Raw genomic sequence first — 9,512 nt, forward strand, 5'->3', positions numbered from 1 at the left:
CCGGACGCGCCCGCCTCGCGGCCGCCCCCCGGCGGACGGCTCGCCCTCCGGCCCGGTCCCTGCGTACGGCCCGCAGCACGGCTCCGGCCGTACCGGCCAGGGTGAGCAGCATGGCGATCACCGTCAGCCAGGCCAGGCGGTGCCCGAGCCAGCCGGGGTCGGAGGGGGAGGAGAGCAGGCCGGGACGTCCCGAAGCGGAGCGCCGCCAGGGCGGTCACGGACAGGGCCGTCTGGTGCCAGAGGAAGACCGTCATCGCCGCCAGATTGACCAGCGCGGTCACCGCCCACAGCCGGGGCCGCCGCATCAGCCGGGCCAGCGGGCCGCGCACCAGCAGGGCCAGCCCCACCTGGGCGAGGCCGAAGCAGACGGCGGCCAGCGTCGGGGGGCTGAGGTTGGACACCTCCGCTCCGGTCACCCCCACCATGCTCGCCGGATACCCGAACGCGGCCACCAGGACCACCGCCCCGGTCGCACCTCCGGCCAGCAGCGCCGTCGCCACCCGCCGGGAGGCGAACCCGCCGCCCGCCCAGCCCATTCCCAGCGCGTACGGCACCAGCCACCCGGCCGCGAGGTTCACCCAGCCGAGCCGGTCGAGCCAGGCGGGGCCGCCGGGCCAGAACCTGGCGGCGTCCACGGCGAGCACCACCGCGACGGCCGCGACGGCCGCGACCCCCGGCCGGAGCCTCACCAGCAGCGGGGTGGCGGCGGTCAGCGCGGCGAATACCGCGAGGAACCAGAGCGGCGCGAGCGCCGGCAGCGCCAGCGCCCGGACCGTCGCCCAGGGGGTGCCGTGCAGCGTCAGCCCCGCGACGATCCCCGCCCAGACCAGCAGGAGCGGCGTCACCGGCCGGAGCAGCCGCGCGGCCCGGACCCGCAGCCACGCCCGGACGTCCGGGGCCGAGCGCAGGCTCCGCGCCGCCGCGTAGCCGCCGACGAAGAAGAACACCGCCAGGGTCTGGAGCACCCAGGACAGCGGCGTGAACGCCGGCAGGTGGGCCAGCGGGCTGGAGATCGCCAGCTTCCCTCCGGGAGCGGGCGCCCACGCGGTGACCAGCCAGTGGCCCAGGACCACCCCGCAGATCGCCAGCGCCCGGAGCGCGTCCACCCCGCGGTCCCTGCCCGCCGGTGTCGCGGCCCCGATCCGCTCCGCCCAACCGTTCGCGGGGCCGTTCGAGGTGCTGGATTTCGAGGGGCCGGCTGCGGGGCCGGTCACGGAGTCGGCCACGGGGCCGCCGCCGGCGGGGTCAGCCACGGGACACCTCGGCGGTCCGCCCCAGGGCGATCAGGGCGAGGTTGCGCAGCGACCGGCTGCCCGGCTCGAAGTAGTCGCTGTGCCCGGCGGCGCCCGTCGCGAAGATCCGGGAACCGAAACCGGCTCCCGCCGGATCGGGACCGAAACCGATCGGCCCGAAGCGGACCTTGGGGACGTGGCGCATCCAGTCGCGCGTGCCGCTGCCCGCCCACAGGCGCGTCCCTCCCAGCTCGGCGGCCGACGACACTCGCAGGCCGGGGCTGCCGAACACCGCCAGGTCGGCGGCCCCCGATCCGGGTGCGGCCCCGGCGCAGACCACCGACCCGTAGCTGTGGCAGAGCAGGGTGACCCGCTTGCCGCGGAGCCTTTCGGAGACGTAGCGGCGCAGCGCCGGGGCGCCTCGCTCGGCGGCCCCGCCGGTGGCCACGTGCAGGCTGACGGTGGCCGGGCTGTCGTAACCGAGCCAGGCGACCACCGCCAGCCGCGCCCCGGGGTCCAGCTCGCGCGCTGCGCCAGCAGCGCCCGGGCGCGCCCCCCGGCGTGCTGTGCACCTTGGCCCGGCCGCCCTCGAAGGTGGCGGCGGTGGTGTCGGCGCCGGGGACGACGACGGCCACGTGCTCGGCCGTGCGCAGGTCGCCGTAGACCTTGACGACCCGGTCGCCCGGCGGTTGCGGGACGATCACGTAGGTGAGCGCGGTGATCGCGCTCACGGCGAGCACGGGACGGAGCATGCGGGCCTCCTGTCGGGTTCCGGGGACGTTCCGGGGAACAGGACAGGACGCTATGAATCATGATCGATAACCCGCGTCACCCCGCGGAGCCCACCGCCCCGTCACTCCGGGGAGGGACGGGGACGACGGATGAGCCCTTCGCGGGGCGGGGGAGAGCGGGGACGCGCGGTACCCGGCGGGGAACGCCCGGGACGGCGGGCTCCGCCTGCCGGGGTCTGCCCGGGTGCTGCTTCCCCTGCCGGGGCGGACCTCGGCGCGTACCTCACTCGCCGGGGCGGACCACCCCGGTCTCGTAGGCGTACACGATCGCCTGGGCCCGGTCGCGCAGGCCGAGCTTGGCCAGGATCCGGCCCACGTGAGTCTTGACCGTCTGCTCCGAGAGCACGAGCTCTCCGGCGATCTCCTGGTTGGACAGACCGCGGGCGATCAGGGCGAGGACCTCGGTCTCCCGCTCGGTGATGTCGCCTGGCCGGGCGCGCGGGCGGCTCGGCCCGACGCGGGCGAATTCCGCGATGAGCCGCCTGGTCACCGACGGCGCCAGCAGCGCCTCCCCGGCCGCGACCACCCGGACGGCCTCGGCCAGCTGCTGGGCGGAGGCGTCTTTGAGCAGGAACCCGCTGGCTCCGGCCCGCAGCGCCTCGTAGACGTAGTCGTCGAGGTCGAACGTGGTCAGGATCAGGATCTTCGGCGTGTGGCCGCCGGAGGAGAGGATCTCGCGGGTCGCCGCCAGCCCGTCCATGACGGGCATGCGCACGTCCATCAGCACGACGTCCGGCCGGAGCTCGGCCGTGCGGGCCACGGCGTCCCGCCCGTCCACGGCCTCTCCGACGACCTCCATGTCGGGCTGGGAGTCCAGGAAGACGGTGAAACCCGTCCGCACCATGCCCTGGTCGTCGGCGATGAGCACCCGGATCGTCATACGTCCTCCATGATCATGAATCGTCCGTGCTCGGGAGTATTGCAGTGACCGCGGAGGCCGGGATCATCCGGGACGGGGAGTGCGGCGATCCGGGGTCGGGGATCGCCCGGGACGGGGAGCACGGCGGCGACCGGAGGTCAGGGGGCGTCCGGGACGGGGAGCACGGCGGTGACCGCGAAGCCGTCGCCGGCGGGTCCGGCCCACAGCTTCCCGCCGAGCATGGAGACCCGCTCCCGCATCCCGAGCAGGCCGTGCCCCGTGTGCCGGGAGGGCTCTGCGTGCCCGGGAACGGCGGGGGAACGGCGCCCGCCGTCGTCCGCCACGTGGAGCTGGAGCTCGGCGGCGGTCCGGGTGATCCGCACCGAGACGGCCGAGCCCGGGGCGTGGCGCATGGCGTTGCTCAGCGACTCCTGCGCGATCCGGTAGGCCGAAAGGCTCACCGTCGCGGGCAGCCCGGTCAGGTCGCCGCCGAGCTTGAGCGTCACGGTGAGCCCGGCCGAGCGCGCGGTGGCGACCAGCTCCTCCAGGTGGCCGAGGCCGGGCTGCGGCGCGGTGTCCCGCGCCCCGTCGGCGTCCCGCAGCACGCCCAGCACCCGCCGCATCTCGGTCATGGCGGTCAGTGAGAGCGTGCGGATCTCCGCCAGCCCCTCCTCCAGCAGCCGCGCCTCGCCCCGCGCCTTCAGCGGTACGGCCTCCGCCTGGATGGCGATCACGGACATGTGGTGGGCCACGATGTCGTGCAGCTCCCGGGCGATCCTGGCCCGCTCCTCCAGCACCGCCTGCCCGGCCAGGGCCTGCTCGCTGCGCCGCTCCTCCTCCGCCAGGAGCCTGACCGCCGTGCGCCTGGCCCGGACGTTGTAACCGAGCAGGACGGTCGCGGTCATCAGGCCCCCACCGATGGCGGTCACACCGGTCTGGTCGAGCTGCACCTCGAGCCACCACACGCCCGCCGCGGAGACGAGCCACACACCGATGGTGACGTGCCGCTCGCAGCGGACCGCGACGGCGTAGAGCACCAGCAGACACATGATCACGGTGTCGGCGGAGTAGGGCGTCTCCAGGGCCTGCAGGCGGATGAGGATTCCCCAGGGAACCAGCACCGCCGCCAGCCGCCAGGCTGCCAGCGGCCAGCGGTTGCGCAGCACCAGCGGGAGAGAGGAGCAGGCCGCGGCGATCCGGATCTCCTCCCGGTCCAGTGGCAGCGGCACGTGCACCGCCTCGGTCCGCAGCATGGAGTGCACGGCGCTGAACAGCACGAAGGCGAGGACGAGGTCGGCCAGCAGGACCAGGTCGATCGTGCGGAACGGCAGCAGGCCCAGGAAGCCCGGCACGCGGGGGGCCAGCAGCCGGGAACGGGGGTGCGGCGGGTCGGCCCTGCCGCTCCACAACGCGTCGGCGAGCGCGCGCGCCAGCCAGGCCAGAGGACTGCGGGCCCGTTCCCGCGGGGCGGGAGGGGAGGTCATCCGATCAGTCTAGGGAGGGGGTGCCATCCGAGCGTCACCCCGGAGAGGGGTCCACCGACTCACTCCGCAGAGGGACGGCGAGAAGCTGATTACACGATTACGATCGCTGACAGCGAACAGGCTCAAGGCTGGGAACAATCCAGGGCTCCTGTTAATTGAGTCGGTATAACTCAACCCGATGGAGCCAAGATGAGTGAGAGCTTGAACCTCCCGGTCCTTCCGCTCGACGACGAGGTCGTGCTGCCGGGCATGGTGGTCCCCCTCGACCTGTCCGACACCGAGGTCAGAGCCGCCATCGACGCGGCCCAGGCCCTGAGTGAGAAGAAGCCGCAGGTGCTCCTCGTCCCCCGGATCGACGGGCGCTACGGGGCCGTCGGCGTCAGGGCGGTCGTGGAGCAGGTCGGCCGGCTGCCCGGTGGCGAGCCCGCCGCAGTCGTGCGCGGGGTGGACCGGGTTCGCGTGGGCGCCGGCACCACCGGCCCCGGCGCGGCGCTGTGGGTGCAGACGACCCGGGTCGAGCCGGTCGAGGCGGGCGAGCGCGCAGAGGAGCTCGCCAAGGAGTACAAGGCGCTGGCCACCACGATCCTGCAGAAGCGGGGCGCCTGGCAGGTCGTCGACGCGGTCAACGCGATGAGCGACCCGTCCGTCCTGGCGGACAACTCCGGCTACGCGCCCTGGCTCACCACCCCGCGCAAGGTCGAGATCCTCGAGACCGCCGACCCCGCGGGCCGGTTGGAGAAGCTGGTCGAGTGGGCCCGCGAGCACCTGGCCGAGCTCGACGTGGCCGAGACGATCCGCAAGGACGTCCAGGAGGGCATGGAGAAGCAGCAGCGCGAGTTCCTGCTTCGCCAGCAGCTCGCCGCGGTCCGCAAGGAGCTCGCCGAGCTCGACGGCTCCTCCCCGGAGACCGAGGAGGAGGACTACCGCGCCCGGGTCGAGGCCGCCGACCTGCCCGAGGAGGTGCGCGAGGCCGCGCTCAAGGAGGTCGGCAAGCTGGAGCGGACCTCCGACCAGTCCCCCGAGACCGGCTGGATCCGCACCTGGCTCGACACCGTCCTGGACATCCCGTGGAACGAGCGCACGGAGGACTCCTACGACATCGCCGCGGCCCGCGAGGTCCTCGACGCCGACCACACCGGCCTCGACGACGTCAAGGACCGCATCGTCGAGTACCTCGCGGTCCGGGGCCGCCGCGCCCAGCAGGGTCTCGGCGTGGTCGGCGGCCGCCGCAGCGGCGCGGTGCTCGCGCTGGCCGGGCCTCCCGGAGTCGGCAAGACCTCGCTCGGCGAGTCCGTCGCCCGGGCGATGGGCCGCAAGTTCGTCCGCGTCGCGCTCGGCGGCGTCCGGGACGAGGCCGAGATCCGCGGTCACCGGCGCACCTACGTCGGCGCCCAGTCCGGCCGGATCGTCCGGGCCATCCGCGAGGCCGGTTCGATGAACCCCGTCGTGCTCCTCGACGAGATCGACAAGGTCGGCTCCGACTACCGGGGCGACCCGACCGCCGCGCTGCTGGAGGTGCTCGACCCCGCGCAGAACCACACCTTCCGCGACCACTACCTGGAGGTCGAGCTCGACCTGTCCGACGTGCTCTTCCTGGCGACCGCCAACGTGCTGGAGGCGATCCCCGGCCCGCTGCTGGACCGCATGGAGGTCGTCACGCTCGACGGCTACACCGAGGACGAGAAGGTCGCGATCGCCCGCGACCACCTGCTCCCGCGGCAGCTGGAGAAGGCCGGCCTGGCCGCCGCCGACGTCACGGTCGGGGAGGACGTACTGCGCAGCCTCGCGGGCGAGTACACCCGGGAGGCCGGGGTCCGCTCCCTGGAGCGCTCGATCGCCCGGATCCTGCGCAAGGTCACCGCGCAGGTGGCGCTGGGCGAGACCGAGCTGCCGGTGACGGTGGACGACCTGGTCGCCTACCTCGGCCGCCCGCGCCACGTGCCGGAGTCCTCGCTGCCCGAGTCCCGCCAGCGTACGGCGGTGCCGGGGGTGGCCACCGGACTGGCGGTGACCGGGGCGGGCGGCGACGTCCTGTACGTGGAGGCGTCGCTGGCCGACCCGGAGACCGGCGCCACCGGGCTGACCCTGACCGGCCAGCTCGGCGACGTGATGAAGGAGTCGGCGCAGATCGCGCTCTCCTACCTGCGCTCGCGCGGGGCGGAGCTGGAACTGCCCGTCTCCTCGCTCAAGGACCGCTCGGTGCACATCCACTTCCCGGCCGGAGCCGTCCCGAAGGACGGCCCCTCCGCGGGCGTCACCATGACCACGGCCCTGGCCTCGCTGCTCTCCGGCCGCCCGGTCAGGAACGACGTGGCGATGACCGGAGAGGTCTCCCTCACCGGCCGGGTACTCCCGATCGGCGGGGTCAAGCAGAAGCTGCTGGCCGCCCACCGCGCGGGCATCACCACGGTGCTGATCCCGGCCCGCAACGAGCCCGACCTGGACGACGTGCCCGAGGCCGTCCTGGGCGAGCTGACCGTGCACGTGGTGAGCGATGTGCGGGAGGTCCTGGAGATCGCGCTCACCCCGGCGAAGGTCGCCGAGCCCGCGGCGGCCTGACGCCCGATCGCGGACCGGTCTCGGAGGCGGCCCGTACCCCGACGGGGTGCGGGCCGCCTCCGCGTCCGGGAGCGCGATGAGGCGACCGGGCATGGAAGGGCGACAGGGAGGCCGGTGACGGGAGGCCGGGAGGGAGATTCTGGTCGGGGTCGGGGTCGGGATCGGGCAGGCGGCCGGAAGCGTGCCGGGGAGCGCGGTGCGGAGCGCCGCCGGCTATCCGGAAGATCACGATTTGCCCTATGGCTCCCTGTTCGGGCCGAGGAGTTGGAAGAATCTCGGTCCGGCGGACGTGAACCGAGCAGAGAGCCTTTCATGAGCCCTTCGACGAGCATCGAGACCGACATCTACGACCCCTCGCTGTACGAGGCCGCCATGCCCTGGGAGCGGTACGCCCGGCTGCGGGCGGACGACCCCGTCCACCGGCACGCCGAGCCCGGCGGCCCCGGTTTCTGGGCCGTCATGCGCCACGCCGACATCCAGCACGTCTCGCGGCACCCCGAGGTCTTCTCCTCCCACGCCGGCGGCATCATGGTCCCCGACCCGAGCGAGGAGCAGCTCTCCCGGAACCGGCTCATGATGCTCTTCCAGGACCCGCCGGAGCACACCGCGACCCGCGCCGTCGTCAACCGCGGCTTCACGCCCCGGATGATCGGGAAGCTGGAGGAGCACATCCGCGAGATCTGCCACGAGCTGGTCGACGCGGCGCTGGCCCGCGACTCGGTGGACTTCATCGCCGACATCGCCGCGCCGCTCCCGCTCTACGTGATCTGCGAGCTCCTCGGAGCGCCGGCCGAGGACCGGGAGAAGATCTTCGCCTGGTCGAACGCGATGATCGGCGCCGACGACCCCGACTTCGCCACCCAGGACACGACGCCGATCTTCGAGCTGCTCTCCTACGCCTCCGCGCTCGGCGCCCGGCGGCGCGAGGAACCGCGCGACGACATCGTCAGCAAGCTCGTCGCCCCCGCCGAGGACGGATCCAGCATGGACGACCTCGCCCTGGGCGTGTTCGTGGTGCTGCTGGCCGTCGCGGGCAACGAGACGACCCGCAACGCCGCCTCCGGCGGGCTGCAGGCGTTCTTCGAGCACCCGGAGCAGTGGCGGCGGCTGCTGAAGGACCGGTCGCTGCTGCGCACGCTCCCGGACGAGGTCATCCGCTGGGTGTCCCCGGTGATCACCATGCGCCGCACCACGCTCACCGAGACCGAGCTCGGCGGCAGGACGATCCCGGCGGGGGAGAAGGTGGTGCTCTACTACCCGTCGGGCAACCGCGACACCGCCGTCTTCCCGGACGCCGACGTCTTCGACGTCGGTCGCGACCCCAACCCGCACGTCGGCTTCGGCGGGGGCGGCCCGCACTTCTGCCTGGGCGCCCACTTGGCCCGGATGGAGGTGCGGGTGCTGTTCGAGGTGCTCGCCGAGCGCACCCCCGGCATCGCCCCGGCCGGTACGGCCCGGCGGCTCCGCTCCAACTTCGTCAACTCCATCAAGGAGATGCCCGTCCGCCTGCGGGGCTGAGGCGGTCACCGGCCGGCGCACAGGGCGCGGTCGACCAGTTCGGTGGCGGCCTTCTCCAGGGCCAGTGTGCGCGCGCCGTCCATGATCTTGGTGGCGATGATCAGGGTGACGCTGCGCCCGCCGTCGCCGGTGACGCCGGTGCGCGTCGTGAAGCCGGGATCGTCACCGCCGTGGTTCCAGTAGACGCCGCCGCACGACAGCGGGCGGGACATGATCCCCAGCCCGTAGCGGGCGTCCGGCCAGACCTGATGGAACGCCGTGGCGGGGACGGTCGCGCGCATCTCCGCCGTGAGCGCGGGCGGAAGCAGCCTGCCGCCCGCCAGCGCGCGCAGGAAGCGGTTGACGTCCGGAGCGCTGGAGATCAGGCCGCCGGCGGCGTCGCCGTCGAAGTGCCTGGTGACGTCCACCGGCTTCTCCCCGGGGGCGGGCACCAGGTGGCCCCGCATGTGCGGCCGGGGCACGTCGAACGAGGTGCCCGACCAGCGCGTGCGCGTCAGTCCCAGCGGGCGGCTGATGCGGTCGTGGACCTCCACGTGCCAGGGGCGGCCGGTGACCCTCTTGATGATCATGCTGATGAGCAGGTAGCCGGTGTTGGAGTACAGCCAGTCCTCCCCGGGGCGGAACGAGGGCCGGTGCCGCATCGCCTCCGCGATCACCTGCTCGTCGGTGAAGCGGTCGTAGCGGCGCTTCCGGTAGTCCGCCAGCGAGGTGAAGCCCGGATAGGCGTCGTACACGCCGCCGGTGTGCTGCAGCAGCCGGCGCACGGTGATCTCGCGGCCGTCGTGGCCGTTGCCCCGCACCACACCGGGCAGCCAGCGCTCCACGGTGTCGTCCAGGGAGAGCCTGCCCTCGGCGGCGAGCTGGAGCACCACCGTGGCCACGAACGTCTTGGTGACGCTGGCGATCCGGGTGTGGCCGCCGGCCGGTACGGGCCGCCCGGTACGGACGTCGGCGACGCCTGCGGTGGCGACCAGGCGCCTGCCGTCCTCGGTGAGGACCTGCGCCTCGACGCCCGTCACGCCGAGGGCGCGGACGGCGTCCACGTCGCGCTGGAGCCGGGCCCGGCCGT

The 9,512-nt window shown here is 73.7% G+C and carries 6 protein-coding genes and 2 pseudogenes; 2 read left to right on the forward strand and 6 right to left on the reverse strand.

The window, feature by feature from the left end:
- The 5 genes and pseudogenes from ACWJ6R_RS22730 to ACWJ6R_RS22750 form a co-directional block, all read right to left on the reverse strand.
- Positions 1-1,253, reverse strand: a 1,253-nt coding sequence (locus ACWJ6R_RS22730) for an acyltransferase family protein (protein WP_449064169.1), incomplete at its 3' end; no start/stop codon positions are given.
- Positions 1,246-1,779, reverse strand: a pseudogene (locus ACWJ6R_RS22735) (alpha/beta hydrolase); the annotation flags it as partial. The gene ACWJ6R_RS22730 and the pseudogene ACWJ6R_RS22735, both read right to left, overlap by 8 nt.
- 31 nt (positions 1,780-1,810) lie before the next feature.
- A pseudogene (locus ACWJ6R_RS22740) lies at positions 1,811-1,984 on the reverse strand (alpha/beta hydrolase); the annotation flags it as partial.
- A gap of 262 nt (positions 1,985-2,246) precedes the next feature.
- Positions 2,247-2,903 carry a response regulator gene (locus ACWJ6R_RS22745; RefSeq protein WP_449064170.1) on the reverse strand — a complete coding sequence of 219 codons (657 nt, stop codon included), beginning with the start codon at positions 2,901-2,903 and terminating at the stop codon, positions 2,247-2,249.
- A gap of 137 nt (positions 2,904-3,040) precedes the next feature.
- Positions 3,041-4,366 carry a sensor histidine kinase gene (locus ACWJ6R_RS22750; protein ID WP_449064171.1) on the reverse strand — a complete coding sequence of 442 codons (1,326 nt, stop codon included), beginning with the start codon at positions 4,364-4,366 and terminating at the stop codon, positions 3,041-3,043.
- A gap of 189 nt (positions 4,367-4,555) precedes the next feature.
- On the opposite strand from ACWJ6R_RS22750, the gene lon reads away from it, so the two are divergent.
- Both lon and ACWJ6R_RS22760 read left to right on the forward strand, forming a co-directional pair.
- Complete coding sequence (gene lon, locus ACWJ6R_RS22755) at positions 4,556-6,925, forward strand: endopeptidase La (protein WP_449064172.1); 2,370 nt, start codon at positions 4,556-4,558, stop codon at positions 6,923-6,925.
- 312 nt (positions 6,926-7,237) lie between these two features.
- Positions 7,238-8,443: a cytochrome P450 gene (locus tag ACWJ6R_RS22760; RefSeq protein WP_449064173.1), complete on the forward strand. Its 1,206-nt coding sequence runs from the start codon at positions 7,238-7,240 to the stop codon at positions 8,441-8,443.
- Between the two features lie 5 nt (positions 8,444-8,448).
- On the opposite strand, the gene ACWJ6R_RS22765 is transcribed toward ACWJ6R_RS22760, so the two are convergent.
- Positions 8,449-9,512: serine hydrolase domain-containing protein (locus ACWJ6R_RS22765; RefSeq protein ID WP_449064174.1), on the reverse strand; the 1,064-nt coding region annotated here is incomplete at its 5' end.

Source organism: Planomonospora algeriensis (assembly GCF_977012225.1).

Excerpts from the sequence above, each read along its gene's own strand:
- ACWJ6R_RS22745 (WP_449064170.1), bottom strand. The coding sequence starts at position 2,903 with ATGACGATCCGGGTGCTCATCGCCGACGACCAGGGCATGGTGCGGACG.
- ACWJ6R_RS22750 (WP_449064171.1), bottom strand. The coding sequence starts at position 4,366 with ATGACCTCCCCTCCCGCCCCGCGGGAACGGGCCCGCAGTCCTCTGGCC.
- lon (WP_449064172.1), top strand. The coding sequence starts at position 4,556 with ATGAGTGAGAGCTTGAACCTCCCGGTCCTTCCGCTCGACGACGAGGTC.
- ACWJ6R_RS22760 (WP_449064173.1), top strand. The coding sequence starts at position 7,238 with ATGAGCCCTTCGACGAGCATCGAGACCGACATCTACGACCCCTCGCTG.